23 protein-coding genes are annotated in these 22,222 nt (G+C 69.9%); 5 read left to right on the top strand and 18 right to left on the bottom strand.

The genetic code is table 11. The features are described from left to right. Positions 1-115 precede the first annotated feature (115 nt). Positions 116-2,476 carry a PAS domain S-box protein gene (locus CRP50_RS24025; protein WP_097281742.1) on the top strand — a complete coding sequence of 787 codons (2,361 nt, stop codon included), beginning with the start codon at positions 116-118 and terminating at the stop codon, positions 2,474-2,476. Here the strand turns inward: CRP50_RS24025 and CRP50_RS24020 are convergent. The 7 genes from CRP50_RS24020 to CRP50_RS23990 form a co-directional block, all read right to left on the bottom strand. Further along, positions 2,440-3,258 (bottom strand): hypothetical protein, encoded by an 819-nt coding sequence (locus tag CRP50_RS24020; RefSeq protein ID WP_097281741.1) that lies wholly within the window; start codon positions 3,256-3,258, stop codon positions 2,440-2,442. The two genes, CRP50_RS24025 and CRP50_RS24020, sit on opposite strands and share 37 nt — an antisense overlap. 69 nt (positions 3,259-3,327) lie before the next feature. Further along, positions 3,328-3,843, bottom strand: a complete 516-nt coding sequence (locus CRP50_RS24015; RefSeq protein ID WP_097281740.1) for a helix-turn-helix domain-containing protein — start codon at positions 3,841-3,843, stop codon at positions 3,328-3,330. A 10-nt stretch (positions 3,844-3,853) separates the two neighbouring features. After that, positions 3,854-4,093 (bottom strand): DUF4160 domain-containing protein, encoded by a 240-nt coding sequence (locus CRP50_RS24010; protein ID WP_097281739.1) that lies wholly within the window; start codon positions 4,091-4,093, stop codon positions 3,854-3,856. A 50-nt stretch (positions 4,094-4,143) separates the two neighbouring features. After that, positions 4,144-4,905 (bottom strand): ABC transporter permease, encoded by a 762-nt coding sequence (locus tag CRP50_RS24005; protein WP_097281738.1) that lies wholly within the window; start codon positions 4,903-4,905, stop codon positions 4,144-4,146. After that, on the bottom strand, positions 4,902-6,002 hold the full coding sequence (locus CRP50_RS24000; RefSeq protein WP_097281737.1) for an ABC transporter ATP-binding protein: 1,101 nt from the start codon (positions 6,000-6,002) through the stop codon (positions 4,902-4,904). Before CRP50_RS24000 ends, CRP50_RS24005 begins: the two co-directional genes overlap by 4 nt. Beyond that, positions 5,999-7,198: an ABC transporter permease gene (locus CRP50_RS23995; protein ID WP_245913700.1), complete on the bottom strand. Its 1,200-nt coding sequence runs from the start codon at positions 7,196-7,198 to the stop codon at positions 5,999-6,001. The genes CRP50_RS24000 and CRP50_RS23995 overlap by 4 nt, the downstream gene beginning before the upstream one ends. Positions 7,199-7,209: 11 nt before the next feature. After that, positions 7,210-8,148, bottom strand: a complete 939-nt coding sequence (locus tag CRP50_RS23990) for an ABC transporter substrate-binding protein (RefSeq protein ID WP_097281736.1) — start codon at positions 8,146-8,148, stop codon at positions 7,210-7,212. A gap of 236 nt (positions 8,149-8,384) precedes the next feature. On the opposite strand from CRP50_RS23990, the gene CRP50_RS23985 reads away from it, so the two are divergent. Next, positions 8,385-9,410 (top strand): TRAP transporter substrate-binding protein, encoded by a 1,026-nt coding sequence (locus CRP50_RS23985; RefSeq protein WP_097281735.1) that lies wholly within the window; start codon positions 8,385-8,387, stop codon positions 9,408-9,410. A gap of 698 nt (positions 9,411-10,108) precedes the next feature. Here the strand turns inward: CRP50_RS23985 and CRP50_RS23980 are convergent. Beyond that, a complete protein-coding gene (locus tag CRP50_RS23980; protein ID WP_097281734.1) occupies positions 10,109-10,318 on the bottom strand; it encodes a DUF2061 domain-containing protein in 210 nt (69 codons plus the stop codon). A gap of 96 nt (positions 10,319-10,414) precedes the next feature. Further along, a complete protein-coding gene (locus tag CRP50_RS23975) occupies positions 10,415-10,843 on the bottom strand; it encodes an Lrp/AsnC family transcriptional regulator (protein WP_097281733.1) in 429 nt (142 codons plus the stop codon). Positions 10,844-10,984: 141 nt separating this feature from the next. Here CRP50_RS23975 and CRP50_RS23970 point away from each other — a divergent pair, with 141 nt between their 5' ends. After that, the gene (locus CRP50_RS23970) at positions 10,985-12,103 is read left to right on the top strand and encodes a saccharopine dehydrogenase family protein (RefSeq protein ID WP_097281732.1); all 1,119 of its coding nucleotides are present in this window, start codon (positions 10,985-10,987) and stop codon (positions 12,101-12,103) included. Between the two features lie 468 nt (positions 12,104-12,571). Here CRP50_RS23970 and CRP50_RS23965 read toward each other — a convergent pair whose 3' ends face one another. From CRP50_RS23965 to napF, 7 genes are all read right to left on the bottom strand, one after another. Then, positions 12,572-13,222: a NapC/NirT family cytochrome c gene (locus CRP50_RS23965; RefSeq protein ID WP_097281731.1), complete on the bottom strand. Its 651-nt coding sequence runs from the start codon at positions 13,220-13,222 to the stop codon at positions 12,572-12,574. Between the two features lie 39 nt (positions 13,223-13,261). After that, positions 13,262-13,696 (bottom strand): nitrate reductase cytochrome c-type subunit, encoded by a 435-nt coding sequence (locus CRP50_RS23960; protein WP_097281730.1) that lies wholly within the window; start codon positions 13,694-13,696, stop codon positions 13,262-13,264. A gap of 1 nt (position 13,697) precedes the next feature. Next, positions 13,698-14,639: a quinol dehydrogenase ferredoxin subunit NapH gene (napH, locus tag CRP50_RS23955; protein WP_097281729.1), complete on the bottom strand. Its 942-nt coding sequence runs from the start codon at positions 14,637-14,639 to the stop codon at positions 13,698-13,700. Continuing rightward, on the bottom strand, positions 14,636-15,448 hold the full coding sequence (napG, locus tag CRP50_RS23950; RefSeq protein ID WP_097281728.1) for a ferredoxin-type protein NapG: 813 nt from the start codon (positions 15,446-15,448) through the stop codon (positions 14,636-14,638). The genes napH and napG overlap by 4 nt, the downstream gene beginning before the upstream one ends. 68 nt (positions 15,449-15,516) lie before the next feature. Continuing rightward, positions 15,517-18,003: a nitrate reductase catalytic subunit NapA gene (napA, locus tag CRP50_RS23945; RefSeq protein ID WP_097281727.1), complete on the bottom strand. Its 2,487-nt coding sequence runs from the start codon at positions 18,001-18,003 to the stop codon at positions 15,517-15,519. After that, positions 18,000-18,320, bottom strand: a complete 321-nt coding sequence (locus tag CRP50_RS23940; protein WP_097281726.1) for a chaperone NapD — start codon at positions 18,318-18,320, stop codon at positions 18,000-18,002. Before CRP50_RS23940 ends, napA begins: the two co-directional genes overlap by 4 nt. Before the next feature lie 25 nt (positions 18,321-18,345). After that, complete coding sequence (gene napF, locus CRP50_RS23935; RefSeq protein ID WP_097281725.1) at positions 18,346-18,858, bottom strand: ferredoxin-type protein NapF; 513 nt, start codon at positions 18,856-18,858, stop codon at positions 18,346-18,348. 242 nt (positions 18,859-19,100) lie between these two features. Between napF and CRP50_RS23930 the strand changes: the two genes are divergently transcribed. Beyond that, positions 19,101-20,546: an ATP-binding protein gene (locus CRP50_RS23930; RefSeq protein ID WP_176525334.1), complete on the top strand. Its 1,446-nt coding sequence runs from the start codon at positions 19,101-19,103 to the stop codon at positions 20,544-20,546. Here the strand turns inward: CRP50_RS23930 and CRP50_RS23925 are convergent. Then, positions 20,514-21,212 carry a LuxR C-terminal-related transcriptional regulator gene (locus CRP50_RS23925; protein ID WP_097281723.1) on the bottom strand — a complete coding sequence of 233 codons (699 nt, stop codon included), beginning with the start codon at positions 21,210-21,212 and terminating at the stop codon, positions 20,514-20,516. The genes CRP50_RS23930 and CRP50_RS23925 overlap by 33 nt on opposite strands. A gap of 129 nt (positions 21,213-21,341) precedes the next feature. Here CRP50_RS23925 and CRP50_RS23920 point away from each other — a divergent pair, with 129 nt between their 5' ends. Beyond that, positions 21,342-21,872 (top strand): DUF2155 domain-containing protein, encoded by a 531-nt coding sequence (locus tag CRP50_RS23920; RefSeq protein ID WP_176525333.1) that lies wholly within the window; start codon positions 21,342-21,344, stop codon positions 21,870-21,872. A gap of 9 nt (positions 21,873-21,881) precedes the next feature. On the opposite strand, the gene CRP50_RS23915 is transcribed toward CRP50_RS23920, so the two are convergent. Then, the coding region (locus CRP50_RS23915) for an IS5 family transposase (protein ID WP_141415249.1) at positions 21,882-22,222 on the bottom strand (341 nt) is incomplete at its 5' end.

Here is a 22,222-nt window from a genome sequence, read left to right as displayed (position 1 = left end):
TTTCTATGGAGGTAGTGGGTGACGGTTGGAGGGAGTGGGTGCCACCAGGGTTGATTTTTAGAACACTTCCAACAGATCATGGGAAGGACAGCCCCTCGACGACTGGACCTTCCTTTTGCATTCGCTTGACGAAACCCCGGCGTGGCCCGCCGCCGACGGAGAGACGGCGCACGTTCTGCGCCGGCGGGACTGGTCCGACACTCCGCTGGGCCCGCTGCACGACTGGCCGGCGTCCCTGCGCCTTGCGGTCGACGTCATGCTGCGCGCGGCGTGGCCCGTGGCGGTGTTCTGGGGGCCCGACCTGCGCGTGCTCTACAACGACGCCTGGCGCCGCCTCATGGGCGAGCGCCATCCGGCCGCCTTCGGCGAGCCCGGCGGCACCGTCTTCGCCGACGTCTGGCAGACCCTCGGCCCGGCCTATGGCGAGGTGCTGGCGACCGGCCGGGCGTCGGAAGGGCGCGACCAGCGACTGCCGCTGACGGGGCCGGAGACGGCGGAGGACCGCTTCTTCGACTTCAGCCTCAACCCGGTGATCGCCGACGACGGCCGCGACGTCTGCGGCGTAATGACGGTCGCCTTCGAGACCACCGCCCGCGTCCGCGCCGAACAGGCCCGCCGCGAGGCCGAGGCGGCCTATCGCGAAATGGCCGGCGTCGCCGACCTGTCGGCCGACTTCCGCGCACTGTTCGAGGCCTCGCCGACGCCCTTCCTGGTGCTGTCGCCGGACCTGCAGATCGTCGCCGTCAACGACGCCTACCTGCGCACCACCATGACCGAGCGCAGCGCCATCGTCGGCCGCCCCATGTTCGACGTCTTCCCCGACAACCCGGGCGATCCCGCCGTCGACGGCGTGCGCACCCTGCACGCCTCGTTCCGGCGCGTTCTGGATACGCGGCAGCCCGACGCCCTCCCCACCCTGCGCTACGACATCCGCCGGCCGACCGCCGACGGCGGCGGCTTCGAGCCGCGTTGGTGGCAGCCCCTCAACACGCCGGTGCTGGCCGCCGACGGCTCGGTCGCCGCCATCATCCACCGGGCGGCCGACGTCACGCGCGAGCACCTGGCCGAGGCCCGGCTGATGGAGAGCGAGGAGCGCTTCCGCCGCCTCGCAGACACCGCGCCGGTGATGATCTGGGTCACCGACGACAGCGGCTGGTGCACCTACTTGAACCGCCGCTGGTACGAGTTCACCGGCCAGACCATCGAGGACGGCGAAGGCTTCGGCTGGCTCGACGCCACCCATCCGGCGGATCACGAGGCGGCGGAGGTGGCCTTCCGCGACGCCCTCGCCGCGCACGAGGGCCTGCGCCTGGAATACCGCCTGCGCCGGGCCGACGGCACCTACCGCTGGGTCATCGACGCCGCCGTGCCGCGCTTCGGGGCCGACGGCAGCTTCCTCGGCCACATCGGCTCGGTGTTCGACATCGACGACCGTCGCGAGGCGGAGGAACGCCAGGCCCTGCTGGCGCGCGAAGTGGACCACCGCGCCCGCAACGCCCTCGCCGTGGTCCAGGCGGTCGTGCGTCTGACGCCCGCCGACTCGCCGGAAGCCTATCGCGAGGCCATCGAGGGCCGCATCGCCGCGCTGGCCCGCGCCCACGGTCTGCTCGCCACCGCCCGCTGGACCGGCGGCGACCTGCGCCGCCTGGCCGAGGACGAACTCGCCCCCTACCTGGACGCCGCGGCCGAACGCGCCACCCTCGACGGGCCGGCGGTGACGCTCGCCCCCGATGCGGTGCAGCCGGTCGCCATGATCCTGCACGAACTGGCGACCAATGCCGTCAAGCACGGCGCCCTGTCCGGTCCCACCGGGCGCGTCGCCGTCGCCTGGCACATGGGCGAAGACGGCGACCTGCGGCTCACCTGGGAGGAGACCGGCGGCCCGCCGGTGCCCGGTGCGCCGTCACGGCGCGGCTTCGGCTCGGGAATGATCCAGCGCGCGGCGCGTCAGTTGCGCGGTGAGAGCGCCAAGGACTGGCGCGTCGGCGGCGTCGTGTGCACCGTGCGCATCGCCGCATCCAACCTCGTGCGCAGTACCGCCGCCGAGGGCCCCGCCACGCCGGCCGAAGCCAGCCAGGCCGACATCGAGGCCCTGCAGGGGTTGCGCATCCTGGTGGCGGAGGACGACGCCCTGCTCGCCGCCGCCACCCAGCGGACGCTGGAGCAGGCCGGCTGCACCGTCGTCGGCCCCGCCGGCTCCCTGGGTGAAGCCCTATGGCTGGCGGCCGATGCCCCGGACCTCGACGCCGCCGTGCTCGACGTGCGGCTGAACGGGCAGGAGATCTGGCCGGCGGCGGACCTGCTGGTGGAGCGGGGCGTGCCGCGCCTGTTCACCACCGGCTACGTCCGCGATCCGCGTAGCCGCGACGCGCCGGTATTGCAGAAGCCGGTGGCGCCGGAACGCCTGGTGACACGGCTGGCGGCCCTGGTCGCCGAAGCTCAGGACGCCGCCGCGAGGCCGACCAGCAGGCCGTAGGCCACCGCCGCCCCGGCGCCGAGCAGCACGGCGATGGACAGCATCGGCCGCCGCCCCACCGGCAGCACTGCCCGCACCGGCCGCAGGCGCGCCAGCACGAGGGCGGCGCCGACGTAGCCCCACAGCCACAGCGAACTGACGAAGGCGCTGTAGACGTAGACGGCGCTCAGGTTCTCGAACAGCAGGCCGTGCCACAGGCCCTCCGGCACCGACAGCAGCACGCTGTCCATGCGGCCGGAGCCGGTGCCGTTGGGCGAGACGCTGGTGAAGACGAAGAGCATGGCGACCAGCAGCACCACGGCCTTCACCGCCACGTCCTTGGCGAGGAACCACGGCACCCGCCGCCAGCTCCAGCCCCGCGCCATCTGCGCCGCCACGTCGCGGCAATAGACCAGGCAGATGTAGCCGACGCCCAGGTTGACCAGCATGACGGTCGACAGGAACCGGCCGAACACGGCGCCGCGCTGATACTCGTCGTCGAGCACGCTGCGCAGGAACGGCCCGTTGAGCAGCATCACCAGACTGATCGCCACCGCCGCCGTCAGCAACGACACGACCACCGACCGCACGATGAACCCGAGGCGGCCGGGGCTCTTGCCGAACAGGTGATCGAAGGCGCGCCCGAAGGCGGCGGGAAACTCCTCCTCCGGCCGCCCCTGCACGCCCGCCAGCCACGCCGCCAGCCCCTGCGCTTCGGCCCGCCGGTCGGCCAGCCAGAACGGCGCCCCGGCCAGCAACGCCAGCACGAGCGCCCCGGCGACGGCGATGAGGGCTTGTTCCATGGTGAAGGATACTCCTGCGGCCCTTATGCTCTCCCGAGGTGGGGGCGCCGAGGGCGTCGCGCACTCCCTCTAACGGGACACGCCGCTGCCTGATTTGGCCGGCCGCCCCGCCCGCCTCGGCCGGTAGTGCGCCTCGAAGACGACGGGGTCCTTGAGCATGGCGCGCAGGGCGATCTGTGTCCCCTTCGGGATACGGGTTTCGCCGGACTTGTAGTTGTGCCACGTGCTGACGCGAACGCCGATGAGGTCGGCCGCCTCCTGATTGGACACGTGCATGCTCTCCTGCCACTTCCCGATGTCGCCGGCGGAGAGTTCCTGCTGTTCCTGGCCGATCATCAGGACGTGGAGGTTGTCGATGGTCAGCTCGTCGTCCTCGCCCCATTGGATGGCGGTGCCATAGTCGATGACCCGGATGTCGCCGAACCGGCGCACGCCGGCGAACACCGGCCCGAGGTCGTTCGCCGCGATCCAGCCGGCGAGGCTGACACGCTGCGAGCGGCCGTCGTCCCAGACGATATCGAGGGTATCCGGCTCCACGGCTTCGACAGCAGCGAAGCGGGGGATGGTCTCGCCGGGCTTGAACATGGGCGCCTCCTCAGATCGTGAAGCGTCGGTTGCAGCGGTTCCATTCGGCGACGATGACCGCCCGGTTGTCTCGTGTCCAGTCCAGCACCTCGTGCAGTACGGCCTTGGGAACATGCCCGGCGAGCAGCGCCAGCGTCTCGATTTCGATGACGCCCTGGAAGTCGGGGCCGACCACATGGAAGTGCGGCGGCAGATGGTCACCACCGTGCACCACACCCCGCACGTTGCCGAAGTAGAACAGCCTGCCCATCGCCCCTCCGCGATGGGGATAACCTAGTCCAAAATCTGGACGAGGGCAAGCTACCCGAACGTGAACCGTCGCTCCAGGCGCTCGAACGCCATGTCGGTGACGATGGCGAGCAGGCCGACCACCGCCGCGCCCTGGATCACATAGGCGATGTTGTCGCCCACCAGCCCGGCGATGATGGGCGTGCCGAGGCTCTGGGCGCCGACGGTCGAGCCGATGGTCGCCGTGCCTATGTTGATGATGACCGACACCCGCACGCCGGCGATGATGACCCGCATGGCGAGCGGCAGCTCCACCCGCAGCAGGATCTGGCGCGGGCTCATGCCGGTGCCGCGGGCGGCTTCCAGGGTGGCGGGCGGCACGGTGCCGAGGCCGGCGATGGTGTTCTGCACCACCGGCAGCAGGCCGTAGAGGGTGAGCGCGACGATGGTCGGCACGAAGCCGAAGCCGGCCAGCGGCACCACGATGGCGAGCACCGCCGCCGGCGGAAAGGTCTGGCCGATGGCCGAGATGGCGGAAACCATGGGCTCGAACTCGCGCCCCGCCCGGCGGGTGACGAACAGCCCGGCGGCGACGCCCACACTCACCGAGATGGCCGACGACACCAGCACCAACACGATGTGGTCGAGCGTCAGCCGCAGGAAGGTCTCGCGCCGGTAAAGGGGGTTGTCGAGGTCGGGGAACCAGGCGCGAAATAGCGGCTCCAGCTCCTCCATGAACAGCACGAGCCCGACCAGCACCGCCGTCAGCACGACGAGCAGCACGCCGCGGCCGCCGCCGCGGCGGAGCGGAGCGAAGGCGGCGGCCTGGGTCATGCCGCCTGCCCTTCCGATTGCCGGCCCATGACGCCGGCCATGGTCACCTCGCCCGACAGCCGGCCCTGTTCGTCCACCACCGGCAGTGCCAGGATGCGCCGCCACACCATGCGCGACAGGGCCTCCTTCATGCTCATGTCCGGGGTCGCCATCCAGTCGGGGTGGACGCGCGACAGCTCGCCGAGCGGATCGCCGTCGGCCCGCCACAGGCGCGCCCCGAACAACCCTTCCGGCCGCCCCTCGCCGTCCACCAGCCAGACGTGGCCGTGGCTGGCGACGATGTCGCGCAGCTCGCCCATGGAGGCCTTGCGGTCGGCCCAGGGGGCGGGGGCGACGTACTGGTGCACCCAGCGCCGCGTCAGCAGCTTGAGGCCGAGGTCCGCCTTGCCGAGGAAATCGCGCACGAAGTCGTCCGCTGGCTCGAACATCAGCTCGATGGGGCGGTCGTACTGCACGAGCCGCCCCTCGTTCAGGATGGCGATGCGGGTGGCGAGCTTCAGCGCCTCGTCCATGTCGTGGGTGACGAAGATGATGGTCTTGCCCGTCTCGCGGTGGACGCGGGCCAGTTCGGCCTGGAGAACGTCGCGGGTGATGGGGTCGAGGGCGCCGAAGGGTTCGTCCATGAGCATCACCGACGGGTCGGCCGCCAGCGCGCGCGCCACGCCGACGCGCTGCGCCTGCCCGCCCGACAGCTGGTGCGGGTACTTGTCGCGGAACTCGGCGGCGTCGAGCTGGAACAGCGCCAGCAGTTCCTCCACCCGGTCGGCGATGCGCGCCTTCGGCCACTTCAGCAGCTTCGGCACCACGGCGATGTTCTCCGCCACCGTCCAGTGGGGGAACAGGCCGATGGACTGGATGGCGTAGCCGATGCGGCGGCGCAGCTGTTCCGCCGGCAGGGTGGTCACGTCCTCGCCGTCGAGCACGATGCGGCCCGACGTCAGCGGCACCAGCCGGTTGACCATCTTCAGCGTGGTCGACTTGCCGCAGCCCGACGGGCCGATCAGCACGCAGAACTCGCCCTGGCCGACGGTCAGCGACACGTCGTCGACCACCGTCTTGCCGCCGTAGACCTTGGTCAGGCCCTGTAGTTCGATCATCGCGCCCCCTCGGGCTTGCTCAGCGCCACCAGGATCTGCAGGAAGAAGTCGGCGGTGACGGCCAGGAAGATGGTGGGAATGGCGCCCAGCAGCACCAGGTCGATGGCGTACTGGCCGAGCCCCTGGAAGATGAACGTGCCGAGCCCGCCGGCCCCGATGAGCGCCGCCACCACCGTCAGGCCGATGGCCTGCACCGTGACGATGCGCAGGCCCGACAGGATGACCGGCAGCGCCAGCGGCACCTCCACCCGCCACAGCACCTGGCGGGTCGTCATGCCCATGCCGCGCGCCGCCTCCACCGCCGCCGCCGGCACGCCCGCAAAGCCGGCGTAGGTGTTGCGCACGATGGGCAGCAGCGAATACATGACCAACGCGATGACCGCCGGCGCCGCGCCGATGCCCTTGATGCCGACCGCCTTCAGCACCGGCACCGCGTCGCCCAGCGCCGACAGCGGCGCCACCAGCAGGGCGAACAGGGCGATGGACGGAATGGTCTGGAAGAAGTTCAGCAGGCCGAACAGCCCGCCGCGCAGCTTCGCCCGCCGCCGCGCCAACAGCCCGAGCGGCAACCCCAGCAGCAGAGCCGGCCCGAGCGCCGCCCCCACCAGCGCCAGGTGGGTGAGGAACTCGCCGGCGAAGGCGTCCTCGCGGTTGGCGTATTCGCGCAGGATCGACAGGTCGTCGAAAAGATCGAGCGCGAACAGCCCGGCGACGGCGCCCACCGTCGCCACCGCATAGAGCACCTGCGGCAGCATCCCCGCCTTCAGCCGCTGGAAGGCGTCCAGCATGGCGAGCGCGGCGCAGAACAGCACCACCCAGAAGGCCGAGCCCAGCGACACCCGCGCCGCCGGCATGTCCGGCGTCACCGCCCGGCCGGCGTAGGTGCCGATGCCGTAGAGCACCAGCAGCGCCAGCCCCCAGGCGGCGGCCAGCGTCAGGCCGTGCGCCAGCGCCCGCGGCAGCGGCGTCGCCAGCGCCGACAGCAGCAGAAGTGCCGCCAGGCCGGCGGCCGTCCACGCCTGCCACGGCAGCAGCGCCGCCCACAGCATCACCGGCTGGCCGGAAACCAGCCGGTTGGGCGCCATGCTGGCGAAGGGGAGGAGCAGCACGGCCGCCGCGCCCGCCACCCACAACGTCAGCAGGACGCGGTCGGCAACGAGGCGGCGGCGGCCGTCGTCCAGGATGGTGGCGGTCAAGGGAGCCGCGCTCAGTTGCTCTTGCCCAGCAGGTTCTTGCTCTCCAGCCAGTCCCGCGCCACCTGCTTGGGCGGCAGGCCGTCGACCTGGATCTTGCCGTTGAGGGTCTGCAGCGTCTCGCGGTCGAGCGCCGCGAAGATGGGGTTCAGCACCTCGGCGATCTTCGGGTCGGCGTCGAGCACCTCCTTGCGGACCACCGGCGCCGGCTCGTAGACCATCTGCACGCCCTTCGGGTCGTCCATCACCACCAGGTCGGCGGCGGCGATGGCGCCGTCGGTGCCGTAGACCATGGCGGCGTTGGTGCCGCTGGTCTTCTCGGCCGCGGCGCGAATGGTGGCGGCGGTATTGCCGCCCGACAGCACCAGCAACTGGTCCTGGTTCAGGGTGAAGTCGTAGGCCTGCTGGAACGACGGCAGCGCCGCCGCGCTCTCGACGAATTCCGCCGAACCGGCGAGCTTCACCTGGCCGCCTTCCTTCACCCACTTGCCGAAGTCGCCCATGGTCTTCAGGCCGAGCTCGCGGGCGGTGTCGCCGCGCACGGCGATGGCCCAGGTGTTGTTGGCGTTCGCCGGCGGCAGCCAGACCAGGTCGTTCTGCTCCAGGTCCATCTGCTTGATCTTCTCGTAGCCGGCGTCGGCGTCCTTCCACACCGGATCGTCGGCCGTCTTGGTGAAGAAGGCGCCGTTGCCGGTGTATTCGGGGTAGAGGTCGATCTCGCCGGCCAGGATGGCGCTGCGCACGATGTTGGTGGGGCCGAGCTGGACCTTGTTCTCCACCTCGTAGCCGGCGCTTTCCAGCGCCTGCACCATCATGCTGCCGAGCAGCGCACCCTCGGTGTCGATCTTCGAGGCGACGGTGAGCGTGTCGGCGGCGACGGTCGAGCCGGCGGCGGCGGTGCCGAGCGCCACGCCCAGCGCGGCGCCGAGAATCCTGCGAGTGAAGCGGGTCATGTGGGTCTGATGCCTCCCGTCTGTCCTGCGCGCCGGCCGGCCGGTCCGCGCCTGTCTGCCTATGGTCGTCGGACGAGCCAGTCTAACGGCCATGATCCGCCGGCACCACCCGAAGACGTACTCGGCGGGTGAGGAAATATGGTTCCGCGCAGCCGCCGGTTCACCCCTTGCCCCCTCGACGCTTTCGGGGTGCCTGGGTAAGGTGCCGCGGCTCAACGCAATCGGGAGGATGATCGTTGCCCACGCCCGCCGTCAGCCGCCGTTCCGTGCTCGCCGGCCTCGCCGCCGGTGCCGCCGCCCTGCCCGCCGCACCGTGGGTGGCGCGGGCCGCCGAGCCGGTGACCCTGCGCGTCAGCCACTTCCTGCCGCCCACCTCGACGGCGCAGCGTCAGCTGATCGAGCCCTGGGCGAAGGCGGTGACGGAGGACTCCGGCGGGCGGTTGACCGTCGAGATCTACCCGGCCATGCAGATGGGCGGCAAGCCGCCGCAGCTGTTCGACCAGGTGCGCACGGGCGTCGCCGACGTGGTGTGGACCCTGCCCGGCTACACCCCCGGCCGCTTCCCGAAGACCGAGGTGTTCGAGCTGCCCTTCATGGTGCCCGACGCCGAGACCGGATCGAAGGCGCTGTGGGCCTATGCGGAGAAGCACCTGCTCGACGGCGAGTACGCCGAGGTCCACCCGCTCGCCCTGCACGTCCACGCGCCGGGCACCCTGCACATGCGCGAGGATGCGGTGACCACCGCCGCCGACCTGCGCGGCCAGCGCATCCGCCTGCCCTCCAAGCCCATCGGCGAAGCCCTGGCGGCGCTCGGCGCGGCGCCGGTCGGCATGCCGGTGCCCGACACCTACGAGGCCCTGTCGCGCGGCGTGGTGAGCGGCGCCCTGCTGCCGTGGGAGGTGGTGGGCCCCTTGCGCATCAACGAGCTGACGACCCATCACCTGGAGTCGGACCTCTACACGGCGACCTTCCTGTTCGCCATGAACAAGGCGCGGTACGAGGGGCTGCCGGCGGACCTGCGGTCGGTGATCGACGCCGCCTCCGGCGCCTCCCTGGTGGCCGCCGCCGGTCGCGCCTGGGACACCGCCGAGGCCCCCGCCCGTCAGGCGGCGATGGACGCAGGGCACAGGGTGGTGCGCCTCGACGCCACCGAACGGGTCGCCTGGCAGGAGGTGACGCGGCCGGTCGTGGCGCGCTGGATGGAGCGGGTGGAGAATGGCGCCTCGCTCTACGAGGAGGCGCGGGCGCTGGTGGCGGGGTGAGGGGTGTAGGTGGTTGAAATTGTTGAAATATGTCATGGCCGGGCTCGACCCGGCCACCCACGGCGCCACGGTCGGCCACCGTGGAAGACGACGCTGCGGCAGGGCGGCCGGGGGAGTGCACGGCGTGGATGCCCGGCTCGGAGGCCGGGCATGACAAGTTACTGAGGACATTCGATAATTGTCATGGCCGGACTTGATCCGGCCATCCACGGCGCCACGGTCGGCCGCCGTGGAAGTCGGCGCCACAGCGGGACGGCAGGCGGCGTGCACGCCGTGGATGCCCGGCTCGGAGGCCGGGCATGACAACTTACTGAGAACAGTGGATAATTGTCATGGCCGGGCTTGATCCGTCCATCCACGGCGCCACGGTCGGCCGCCGTGGAAGAGGACGCCGCGGCAGGACGGCCGGCGGCGGGGGCCGTGGATGCCCGGCTCGGAGGCCGGGCATGACAAGTTACTGAGAACATTGGATAATTGTCATGGCCGGGCTTGACCCGGCCATCCACGGCGCCACGGTCGACCGCCGTGGAAGTGGACGCCGCGGCAGGGCGGCCGGCGGAGTGCACGCCGTGGATGCCCGGCTCGGTGGCCGGGCATGACAAGTAATTGATAATCCTGGATAATTGTCACGTCCGGGCATGACAAGTGGTTGAGGTCACGGTGAAAACGTCAGCCCCTCCCTGCGAGGGACAGCCCCCTCACGCCGGCACCAGGCCGGTCCAGCGCTTCGCCTTGTCCAGCATCTCCCACGCCCGTTCGTGGAAGTAGAAGGCGACCGTGTTCACCGCCGGCTCCACCAGCGCCAGCGCCGAGGAGATCGCCCAGCTGCCGGTCAGCATGTAGGCCACGGTGAAGGCGACCGTGAAGTGCACCAGGGCGAAGGTGATGGTCTTGGTCAGGCTCTTCATGGTCGGCACTCCGTGGCTCGGGCTCATCCCGTGACACCAAGGTATTGCGAACCGCTCGCATTATCACGCCGATTGTCTACCGATTTTTGATCGATTTCATCGCTCGAACTTGGTGGTCATGAGGATGGAGGTGGTCGTCCGCTCCACACCCTCCAGGGCGCCGATGCGGTCGATGAGGGCGTCCATCTGTTCCATGGTCTCGGCCGCCGTCAGGGCGATCATGTCGTAGACACCGCTTATGGTGTGCAGCGCCCGCACGCCGTCCATGCGCCGCAGGGCGTGGACCACGGCGGCCGCCAGCTTGGGGCTGACGCTCAGCATGACGTGGGCGCGGATGAGGCGGGCCGAGAAGTCCTCCGTCAGCCGCACCGTATAGCCGGCGATCACCCCCGTCTCCTCCAGCCGGCGGATGCGCGCCTGCACCGTCGAGCGCGACATCTGCAGCTTGCGGGCCAGCGCCGCCGTGCTCGCGCGGGCATCCTGGCGCAGGCAGTCGAGCAGCCGCCGGTCGAGGTCGTCCATCATTTCGCCAGCCTTCTCGTCGTTTCGACAACAATCTCGCACCATTCTGGCAGATCGGCCGCTTCAAATCGACGGCGACGACGGCGACACTGGGATCAGAAGAGCCCGACCAAGGCGCTCGGCTTCACATCCTGGGAGAGCATCATGCGCGACATCCTCGTTCTCGGCGGCGGCAAGATCGGCGAAACCATCTGTGACTTCCTCACCATGACCGGCGACTACGCGGTCACCGTGGCGGACCGCTCGCAGGCCGCCCTCGACCGCCTGCCGAAGAAGCCGGGGGTGCAGACCCTGGTGCTCGACGCCGCCGACGTCGACGCCATGGCCGCGGCCATGCAGGGCCGCTTCGCCGTGCTGTCCGCCCTGCCCTACGACCTGACCACCAAGGTGGCCGAGGCCGCGCGCAAGGCCGGCATCCACTACCTGGACCTGACCGAGGACGTCGCCTCCACGAAGGCCGTGAAGGCGTTCGCCAAGGACGCCACGTCGGCCTTCATCCCGCAGTGCGGCCTCGCGCCCGGCTTCATCTCCATCGTCGCCCACGACGTGGCGCAGCGCTTCGACCGGCTGGACAGCGTGGGCATGCGCGTCGGCGCCCTGCCGCTCTATCCCAGCAACGCGCTGAACTACAACCTCACCTGGTCGACGGAAGGCGTCATCAACGAGTACCTCGAACCCTGCGAGGCCATCGTCAACGGCCGCCTCGCCAGCGTGCCGCCGCTGGAGGAACGCGAGGAGTTCAGCCTGGACGGCGTGCGCTACGAGGCCTTCAACACCTCGGGCGGCCTCGGCACCCTGTGCGAGACGCTGGCCGGCAAGGTGCGCGTGATGAACTACAAGTCGGTGCGCTACCCCGGCCACCGCGACATCATGAAGGCCCTGCTGCAGGACCTGAACCTGGGCAGCCGCCGCGACATGCTGAAGGAAATCCTGGAGAACGCCATCCCAGCGACCATGCAGGACGTCATCCTGATCTTCGTGACCGTGTCGGGCTGGAAGCAGGGGCGCCTGATGCAGGAAAGCTACGCCAACAAGGTCTACGGCCGCGAGATCGAGGGCAAGCTCTACTCTGGCATCCAGGCGACCACCGCCTCGGGCGTCTGCGCCGTGCTCGACCTGCTGGCCGACGGCCGCCTGCCGCAGCAGGGCTTCGTGCGGCAGGAGGACATCCGCCTCGCCGACTTCCTCGCCAACCGCTTCGGCCGCACCTTCGCCCGGGCCGAAGACCTGGCGGCGGAGGCGCCGCGGCTGGCGGCGGAGTGAGGTGACGGTTTAGCCACCAAGGCACCAAGTACGCCAAGAGGCTGCGGCAGGAATGTCGCAGCCTCTTCCTATTTCCCGATGAGAATTTTCTCGCAGAGGAAGCCGGGCGCAGTGTCCGCTTAGATCACCGACGTCTTGGTGTACTTGGTGCCTTGGTGGCTACGAATAGCGCCAGCCGCAAGACCGAACGATGGGACATTCGGCTTTAACCACCAAGACACGAAGACACCAAGAGGCTGCGGCAGGATGAGCCGCAGCCTCTCTTCGTTTTCGACGTCCTGAATGGTTGTTCGGCACCGAGCACAGGCGCCAGCCGAACACTCCGACCTCTTGGTGTCTTTGTGTCTTGGTGGTTCCAACAAACAGGAAGGCCGCCGGGCCCGAGGAGGGCAGGCCCGGCGGCCGGCGCCGGACGGCCGTGGAGAGCGGGGGAGCTGTCGGCCGTGCCGGTGGGGAGGGCGCCGGCCGTCAGCCCTTGGGCTGCGGCGCGGGCGCCGGATGCGCCTTCACGATCTCGGGCGTGATGCCGTAGGCACCCTTGGGCAGCTCGTGGGCGATGCCCTTGTGGCAGTCGATGCAGGTCAGGCCCTCATCGGTGGCCCGCAGGTGGTTCTCGCGCGCCCGCTTGTTCTGCAGCGCCACGTCCATGGCCTTGAAGTCGTGGCAGTTGCGGCATTCGCGGCTGTCGGTGGTCTTCATGGCGGTCCACACCCGCTGCGCCATGCGCAGGCGCTGCTCCTCGAACTTCTCGGGCGTGTCGATGGTGCCGAGCACCTTGTGCAGGACCTCGTTGGAGGCCTGGATCTTGCGGACCATCTTGTGGTTCCACTGCTTCGGCACGTGGCAGTCCGGGCAGGTGGCGCGCACGCCCGAGGCATTGGTGTCGTGGACCGAGCCGGAATACTCGGCATAGACGTTGTTCTCCATCTCGTGGCACGAGATGCAGAAGGTTTCGTTGTTGGTCATCTCCATGGCGGTGTTGAAGCCGCCCCAGAAGACGATGCCGCCGACGAAGCCGGCGATCAGCAGCACGCCCAGCGACAGCACGCCGGCCGGGCCCCAGAACCAGCGCCACAGGCGCACGATGACGTTCGGCCGCTTTTCCTGCTCGGTGGACATGACGGGTCCCTCCTCAGAACTCTAGGACGAGCGGCGCGGTCAGCGCGCCGGCTCGAAGGTGTTGTCGACCAGTTCCGGCGCGTCCATCTGCGGCACGTGGCACTGGGTGCAGAACCAGCGGGTGCGCGCGACGTTGTCGAGGCGGTTGCCCTGGCGGTCGACGTAATGGGTCTCGGAAACCTTGGGCGCCCCGAATTCGGTGTTGAACGGCCAGTCGTGGCAGCTCAGGCACTGGTTGGTCTTGAGGTCGACCTCGTACTTGTCGACGCGGTGGGGGATCAGCGGCGGCTGCTGGCGGTAGGCGCGGCCGAAGGCCTTGCCTTCCTCGACGCCCCAGATCTCCGGCTTGGCGTCCAGTTCGTCGACGGCGACCGCGCCGCGCAGCGACGTGACGTCGGCGGCGACGGCCGGCAGGCCGGCCCCGAGGCCGAGCGCGACCAGCGCCGCGGCGAGAAGCTTGGTGTGGTGGCGCATCTCAGACACTCCCCTGTGAAGCATGGGCGGACGGCTCGGCGGCACGGTCGGCCGTCGTCGAGCGGTCGAAACGGTGGGTGAAGGCGAAGACGTCGCGGTGGCAGACGTCCATGCAGCGGCCGCAGTTGGTGCAGGCGCCGTCGAGGATGACGGGGCTGCCGCCCGCATCGCCCTTCAGCACGGGCGCCAGCATCTGCGGCTCCGGGCACACGTGGTAGCAGGCGAGGCAGTTGTCGCAGGCGGCGCGGTTGCGGGCCGAAACGCGGGTCAGGCTCAGCCGGCCGATCAGGCCGTAGGTGGCGCCCATGGGGCACAGATGGCCGCACCAGCCGCGGTTGGCGACGAAGACGTCGAACAGCACGATGCCGAGCACCAGCGTCCACGCGAGCGAGCCGGCGAAGACGACGCCGAACACCAGCTCGCGGTGCAGCAGGGTGACGGGGTTCACCGCCTCCCACGCCACCACGCCGGTCAGCGCCGAGACGACGACGACCGCGCCCAGCACCCACCAGCGCAAGGACCGGCTCATGGGCAGGTTGGCCTTGACGCCGAGGCGCACGCGCGCCCGCTGGGCGCCGTCGGTCAGCACGTTGACCGGGCACACCCAGGAACAGAAGGCCCGCCCGCCGACCACGGCATAGAGGGCGACCAGCAGGGCGGCGCCGATCCAGGCGGTGGCGGCGAGGCCGTGGCCGGTGGCGAGCGACTGTACGAAGACCAGCGGGTCGGTGAAGGGGATGGTGTCGAGCAGCCGGCTCGACGCCAGCGTGCCCTTCATCACCCACACGCCGACCAGCGGGCCGGACAGGAACAGGCCGAGGGCGGCGAGCTGGCTGGTGCGGCGCAGGATCAGCCACTTGTGGGCGGCCAGCCAACCCTTGGTGCGAACGGCGAGCGCCGCCGGCGCCTCGCGAGTGACGACGGTACGGGTCGGCGCGCTCATGGCTTGAACCCTTTCAGGCCGCCGGTTTCCGTCTGCTCGACGTGGCTCGGCTCATAGCCGCGGTCGGGCAGGTCGATGGTGTCCTGGATCAGCGCTTCGCCGCGCTTGCGCTTTTCTTCCCAGCCGAGGCGGTAGTGCTCGGCCGAGGCGGCGGTGGCCTGGGCGACGGGGAAGACCTTGATGGCGGCTTCCTCGGGAAGCACGCAGGCCTTCTCGCACTTGCCGCAGCCCGTGCAGACGTCGGCATGCACCGCCGGCTCGAACACGGCATGGACGCCGGTGCGGGGGTTGGGGCGCATCTCCAGCGTGATGGCCTTGTCGATGAGCGGGCAGACGCGGTAGCAGACGTCGCAGCGCAGGCCGAGCAGGTTGAGGCAGGTGTCGCGGCCGACCAGCACGGCGACGCCCATCTTCGCGTCGTCGATGTCGGTCAGCGCCGGGTCCAGCGCGCCGGTCGGGCAGGCCTTCACGCAAGGGATGTCGTCGCACATCTCGCATGGCACGGCGCGGGCGTGGAAGTAGGGGGTGCCGACCTGCGCCGGGCCGCCGAGGCCGGACAGCACCAGGGTATCGTAGGGGCAGTCGCGCACGCACAGGCCGCAGCGCACGCAGGCGGCCAGGAAGTCGTCCTCCGCCAGGGCGCCGGGCGGCCGCAGGGCCTGCGCCGCCTTGGCACCCTTCTGGGCACCGGCGACAGCGCCCAGGCCGAGGGCGAGCACGCAGGCCGCGCCGCACGCCTTGGCGGCGCCGGTCAGCATGGCGCGCCGGCTCGGGCCCTGCTCGTCTGTGGTGGGTGTGCGCTCTGCCATGATCCTCACCCCTCTGCGGGAGGGGGCGGACGGCGGTCACGCGGGGTGCCGCCGTCCGTCTCCGTTCGTCAGGCCTCGACCACGCGGCACGCGGCCTTCTTGTAGTCCGTTTCCTTGGAAATCGGACAGGTGGCGTCCAGCGTCAGCTTGTTGACCAGCTGGCTTTCGTCGAACCAGGGGATGAACACCACGCCCTGGGGCGGCTTGTTGCGGCCGCGGGTCTCGACGGTGGTCAGCACCTCGCCGCGCCGGGTCTGCAGCTTCACGGTCTGGCCCCGCCGCAGGCCGCGGTCGCGGGCGTCCACCGGGTGCATGAAGACGACGGCGTTGGGGAAGGCCTTGTGCAGTTCCGGCACGCGCCGGGTCATGGAGCCCGAGTGCCAGTGTTCCAGCACGCGCCCCGTGACCAGCCACAGGTCGTAGTCCTTGTCCGGGCTTTCCGCCGCCGGCTCGAAGGGCAGCGCCCAGATCACCGCGCGGCCGTCCTTCTGGCCGTAGAACGTCACGCCCTCGCCGGCCTTGACGTAGGGGTCGTAGCCTTCGCGGAAGCGCCACAGCGTCTCCTTGTCGTCCACCACCGGCCAGCGCAGGCCGCGCGACTTGTGGTAGAGGTCGAAGGCCGCCAGATCGTGGGCTTTGCCACGGCCGAAGGTGGCGTATTCCTCGAACAGGCCCTTCTGCACGTAGAAGCCGAAGGCGCGGCTTTCATCGTTCAGCTGGTCCGGCGCCAGTTCGGTCAGCGGATAGGCGTTGACCTGGCCGTTGCCGTAGAGCACGTCGAACAGGGTCTTGCCGCGGTAGTCCGGCGCCTTGGCGAGCAAATCCTCGGGCCACACCTCTTCCATGGTGAAGCGCTTGGCGAACTCCATCAGCTGCCAGAGGTCCGATCGCGCCTCGCCGGGGGCCTCCACCTGCTGGCGCCAGAACTGGGTGCGCCGCTCGGCGTTGCCGTAGGCCCCTTCCTTCTCGGCCCACATGGCGGTCGGCAGGATGAGGTCGGCCGACAGCGCCGTCACCGTCGGGTAGGGGTCCGACACGACGATGAAGTTGGCCGGGTTGCGGTAGCCCGGGTAGGTTTCCTCGTTGAGGTTCGGCGCCGCCTGCATGTTGTTGGTGCACTGCACCCAGTAGCAGTTCAGCTTGCCGTCCTTCAGCATGCGGTTCTGCAGCACGGCGTGGTAGCCGGGCTTTTCCGGAATGGTGCCCTCGGGCAGCTTCCAGATCTTTTCCGACTTGGCGCGGTGCTCGGGGTTGGTGACCACCATGTCGGCCGGCAGGCGATGGGCGAAGGTGCCGACCTCGCGCGCCGTGCCGCAGGCCGAAGGCTGGCCGGTCAGCGAGAAGGGGCCGTTGCCGGGCTCGGAGATCTTCCCCGTCAGCAGGTGGATGTTGTAGACGAGGTTGTTGGCCCAGGTGCCGCGGGTGTGCTGGTTGAAGCCCATGGTCCAGTAGGACACGACCTTCACCTTCGGGTCGGCATACAGTTCCGCCAGCTCGATCAGCTGCGCCACCGGCACGCCGGAAATCTCGCTCGCCTTTTCGGCCGTGTACTCGGACACGAAAGCCTTGTAGGCCGCGAAGTCGCAGTCTTCCGCCGCGTTCGGATCCTTGCCCGTCGCCGCCTGCTCCAGCGGATGCTCGGGCCGCAGGCCGTAGCCGATGTCGGTCGCGCCCTTCTTGAACTTGGTGTGGGCGGAGACGAAGGCCTCGTTCACCCGGCCGGTCTGGATGATGTGGTTGGCGATGAAGTTGAGGATCGCCAGGTCCGACTGCGGATGGAACAGAATGCCGAGGTCGGCGAGTTCGTAGCAGCGGTGCTCGAAGGTCGACAGCACGGCGACCTTGCAGCCTTCGTGGGTCAGGCGCCGGTCGGTCAGGCGCGACCACAGGATGGGGTGCATCTCGGCCATGTTGGAGCCCCACAGCACGAAGGCGTCGGCGTGCTCCAGGTCGTCGTAGCAGCCCATGGGCTCGTCGATGCCGAAGGTGCGCATGAAGCCGGCGACGGCCGAGGCCATGCAGTGGCGCGCGTTCGGGTCGAGGTTGTTGGAGCGGAAGCCCGCCTTCATGAGCTTGGCGGCGGCGTAGCCCTCGAAGATGGTCCACTGGCCGGAGCCGAACATGCCGATGGCGGTCGGGCCCTTTTCCTTCAGGGTCGCCTTCCACTTCTCGGCCATGATGTCGAAGGCCGCATCCCACGAGATGGGCTGGAAGTCGCCTTCCTTGTCGTACTTGCCGTTGGTCATGCGCAGCAGCGGCTGGGTCAGCCGGTCCTTGCCGTACATGATCTTGGACAGGAAGTAGCCCTTGATGCAGTTCAGGCCGCGGTTGACCGGCGCGTCGGGGTCGCCCTGGGTGGCGACGACGCGGCCTTCCTTGGTGCCGATGAGGACACCGCAGCCGGTGCCGCAGAACCGGCAGACGCCCTTGTCCCACGCGATGCCGTCCGCGCCGGCGGCGGCGGCGGAGGCGATCGTGGGCAGCGAGATGCCGGCGGCCGCGGCCGTGGCGGCGGCGGCGTTGGCCTTCACGAAGGTGCGGCGGGTGATGGTCATTGGTCGATCTCCCCTTCCAGGGCTTCAGCGTCCTCGAACTGATGGAAGACGAGGGAGGACGCCGCCACCCCGTCCCATTCGGTGAACTGGCGCATGCGATCGAGCGCCGTGGCTTCCGGCGTGTCCTCGATCACCACCACGATGCGGCCGTCGCCGGTGCGGGCATGGACCTCGCAGCCGGCCGTCAGGCTCAGGCGCTCGGCCACCGCGTCGGCGGATTTCGGCGCCGCGTGCAGCAGGACGCCGCAGATGTTGACCAGCGCCGGCCCGCCGGCGGGCGCGGTGTGGTCGGCATGGTCGAAGCGGCCGGTCCGCATGGTCTGGCTCCCCTCCTCGGGTTCTTCAGGCGAAAGCGACGGAAACCGCACCCGCGGGGCACGGCGCGATGCAGGCGCCGCAGCCGGTGCAGGCGGCGGGATCGACGACGGGGGCGGCGCGGCCGCCGACAGCGGGACGGAAGCGGATGGCGCCGGCCTCGCACTGCTCGCCGCACACCCGGCAGACGACGCCCTGCGCCGCCAGGCAGGAGTCGGCGACGGCGACGGCGTGGCGCCACCCGGCGGCGGCGCCGCGCACCAGGGCATGGTCGCGGCAGGCATCGGCGCAGCGGCCGCAGAAGTCGCATCCGCTTTGGTGGAAATTGACTTCCGGGTACCCGCCCGCCATGACAATGATCCCGGGCGGGCACGCCGCCGCACAGTCGCCGCAGCGGGTGCAGAGGTCCGTGAAGTCCGCCTCCGCCACCGCGAACGGCGGCCGCAGCGCTTCAGCCGTCGAGGCCCCGGCCAGCCGACGGAACAGGCCGCGGCGGGTGAGTGAGGCAGGCGATACTGCGGTGCTGGGTGCGGCGGTCATGCGGCCCCTCCGAGGCCGGTCGAAACATGATACCTTTGTACCGTCCCAAAGACCGCATATCAACTGAGGGAACTAGTAGGGTATAATAGAGAGCGAAATAGTCGACTTTAGAGAACATTTGGCTTTCCGCCATTTCCGCCGATTTTCTTACTCGCGACAGGATCAGGATCAGCATGCGCACCGGAACAGGCGCAGTTCCCGACAACTCCGCTGCAGTACCAAAGCATCGGCCGACAGGCTGGATGACGCGGCGCTACGTGGTGGCGCTGGCGGCGGTGGCCTTGCTCGCCGTGGCCGGACTCGGGGCCTTCCAGGCGCTGGTGGCGGCCCACGATCGCACGCTGGCGGTGGTCAACATGTCCGGCCGCCAGCGCATGCTCAGCCAGCGCATCGCGCTCTACGTGGAAAAGCTGGTGGAGAACCGCTGCGTGTCGTCCCGCGCCGACTGCGTGACGGAGCTGCGCGAGGCGGTGGAGCAGTTCGCCACCGCCCACCGGGCGCTGGCCTTCGGCAGCGCGCAGCTGGACGTGCCGGGGCCGACCAGTCCCGAAGTCCAGGGCCTCTACTTCGCCGGCACGCCGTCGCTGCACGAGCAGGTGGAGCGGTATGCCGCCGCCGCCCGCCTGGTGGCCGAGGCGGCGCCCGAGGAACTGTCGGCGGAAGCGGAGGCCGTGCGCCTCGTCCTGACGCAAGGACCGGGTGCGCTGCTGGATGGTTTGGACAAGATAGTCCTTCAGTATCAGTTGGACGGCGAGAGAGCCCTGGAGGATCTCCGCCGCATGGAACTCATGCTCGTCGCGATGACGCTGCTGACCCTGCTGCTGGAGGCCTCGCTCATTTTCCGGCCCATGGTCGGGCGCATCCGCAGCCAGTTCGACCGCATCGACCGCATGTCGGAGTCGCTCCGCCGCGCCAACGAAGACCTCGAGGCCCGCGTCGCCGAGCGCACCCGCGAACTGGCCGACGCCAAGGCGGAGGCGGAGAAGGCCAACCGCAGCAAGTCACGCTTCCTGGCCGCCGCCGGCCACGACATGCTGCAGCCCCTGCAGGCCGCCGAGATGTTCACCGGCCTGCTCGACGGCGAGGATCTGAGCGATCGCGGCCGCGCCGTACTGACCGACCTGCGGCGCACCCAGGGCTCGCTGCGCCATCTGGTGAACTCGGTGCTGGAGGTGTCCAAGCTGGAGGCCGGCACGGTGACGCCGACGCTGCGCCCCGTGGCGGTGCGGCCGCTGCTGCACGGCCTCGCCGCCGAGTTCGGGCCGCAGGCGCTCGACAAGGACCTGCGGCTGAACGTCGTCGCCCCGGACCTGTGGGTGGAGACCGACCCGCTGCTGATGGAGCGCATCCTGCGCAACCTCGTCGGCAACGCTGTGCGCTATACGCAGGAGGGGGGGCTCGTGATCGGCGCCCGCCGGCGCGGCGGCCGGGTGTGGCTGCAGATCTACGATTCCGGCGTCGGCATCGCGCCGGCCGACCACCTGCGCATCTTCCAGGAGTTCGTCCAGGTCGGCGACGCGACGCACGACCGCAGCGAAGGCCTCGGCCTCGGCCTCGCCATCGTCGACCGGCTGTGCAGGCTCATGGGCCACCGCGTGTGGGTGAAGTCCCACCCCGGCCGCGGCGCCTGCTTCACGGTGGATTGCCGCCAGGCGTCAGCGCCGGCCGAGCACTTCCCGGATGCGTAGGGCCGCCTGGGTGCGGCTGTCGACGCCCAGCGCCCGCAGCACGCCGGAGACGTGGGCCTTCACCGTCGACAGGTTGAGGCCCATGCGCTCGCAGATCTCGGCGTTGGAGAGGCCTTCGGCGAGCAGGTCCATGACCTCGCGCTGACGCCGCGTCAGCCCGGCCACCGCCGGCGGCAGGGCGGCGCGGGAGGCGCCGGAGCCGGCTGCGGACGGTACGGACCGCAGCACCTCGGTCACCGGCGGCGCCACGGGCGCGCCACCGCCGCCGAAGCCCAGCACCGGCGGCACGTAGGTTCCGCCGGCCAGCACGATGCGCAGCACGCCGCCGAGCACCGGGTGTTCCGTCGACTTCGGAATGAAGGCCCGCACGCCGAGGCCGAGCAGGGCGCGCATTTCCTCGGGGTCTTCGCTCATGGAGAAGATGGCGACCGGGCACGGCGCCACGCGCTCGACGATGGCCTGGATCTGGTCCTGCCCGCGGTAGCCCGGCATGCGCAGGTCGAGCACCACCAAATTGGCGGGGCGCCGGTCGAAATCGGCCAGCGTCGCCTCCAGGGCGTCGAAGGAGCCGGTCTCGACGATCTCGGCGGTCGCATCGATGTCGACCACGACCGCCCGCAGGGCTGCCCGGATGATGGAATGATCGTCGGCGAGAATGACACGCATGCTGAACAGCCTCTCGAATCGCTGCCGCATCTTAGGGGCAACGGACCGTGCGTCAAAGGGTGGTGATTCCTCCGGACGGGCCACCTCTCCTACCTCTTGTGCGTAAGTATGGCGAGGAGGACTTCCGTCATGCGCACCGCCACCGCCCCATTCGGCCTCGCCACCCTGGCCGCCCTCGCCGCCGGCTTCGCCCACGGCGGACCGGCCGCCGCCCAGTCGGCCATCACGCCGGATGATTTCGTGCCCACCCGCTACGCCGTGCTGCGCGCGCTCGACAAGCAGATGGGCCGGGTGCGCGAAATCCCCGTGACGGTGGGCGAGACGGCCCGCTTCTACGGCCTGCGGGTGACGGTGCGGGCCTGCCGCACGACGCCCGTCTCCACCACGCCGCACCAGGCGGCCTTCGTCGAGATCCGCGACGACAGTTCGTGGGGGGAAACGGTGCAGACGGTGGGCGACGGCCCCGACGCGCCCATCTTCAGCGGCTGGATGTTCGCCGACAGCCCGTCCCTGTCGGGGCTCCAACACCCCGTCTACGACATCTGGGTGAAGGAATGCACCGACGAGTCCGCCCTCACCGCCTCCGCCCCCGGTGCCGAGGGCGGCGGCATGGTGCAGGAGGCCATGGTGCTGCCGACCCGCAAGCCGGACCAGCCTTAGGCCGTAGACTCATAAGCTCTTGCACCAGAGCCTGGCTGCCACGAGCTTTACGGCTGCGAGGTAGTTCTCCGGGCGCTTGTCATAGCGCGTTGCGACGCCTCGGAACTGCTTGATGCGATTGAAGAACCTCTCCACAAGGTTCCTCTGGCGATAGATCCAGGGCGAAAAGACGAAGGTTCCCTTCCGGTTGGCCTTTGGCGGGATGTTGGCCCAGGCCTTCCGCTCGGCGGCCTTGGCGCGGATGGCATTGCTGTCATAGCCCTTGTCGGCCAGAAGAATATCGCCTTCGCCGAGGCCGTCGATCAAGGCATCGGCCTCGGTGCAGTCGGCGATCTGACCGGCGGTCAGAC

Origin of the sequence: Caenispirillum bisanense (genome assembly GCF_900230255.1) — a bacterium.
Lineage (GTDB): Bacteria > Pseudomonadota > Alphaproteobacteria > Rhodospirillales > Rhodospirillaceae > Caenispirillum > Caenispirillum bisanense_A.
The sequence above is the reverse complement of the archived record's forward strand: the minus strand, read 5'-3'. Positions and strand labels throughout refer to the sequence as shown.